Origin of the sequence: Burkholderia sp. RS01, from assembly GCF_039748055.1 — a bacterium.
In the GTDB taxonomy this organism is placed as follows: Bacteria; Actinomycetota; Actinomycetes; order Actinomycetales; family Micrococcaceae; genus Arthrobacter.
Genome location: NZ_JBDLAK010000069.1, coordinates 1 through 337 on the forward strand (window position 1 = coordinate 1; position 337 = coordinate 337).

Here is a 337-nt window from a genome sequence, read left to right on the forward strand (position 1 = left end):
GCCGCCGGCGCCGAGGAACAGGCCGGTGCCGATGGCGCCGCCGATCGCGATCATCTGGATCTGCCGCGGTTTCAGGCTCTTGTGGTAGCCCTTGTCTTCGGCGTGAAGGAGGGATTCGGTGGCATGCGCCTGGGCCGGGACGGTGTGGTCCGTGATGGCCGGCTGGGTCGCGGTGCCCTGCTGGGGATTGGACATGGGGGATCCTTTGGTTTCCGGGTTCGGGGGTCCTGCGGGTGTGCCTATTTGCTGAGGTTGGCGAGGCGTTCGGGGCTGAGGAGTTCCTGGAGTTGGTCGGCGGTGAGGAGGCCGTGTTCGAGGACGAGTTCGGCGACGCCGC

1 pseudogene is annotated in these 337 nt (G+C 67.7%); it reads right to left on the reverse strand.

Annotated features, from left to right (window positions below):
- Positions 1-195, reverse strand: a pseudogene (locus ABFP37_RS22560) (hypothetical protein); the annotation flags it as partial.
- Between the last annotated feature and the right edge of the window lie 142 nt (positions 196-337).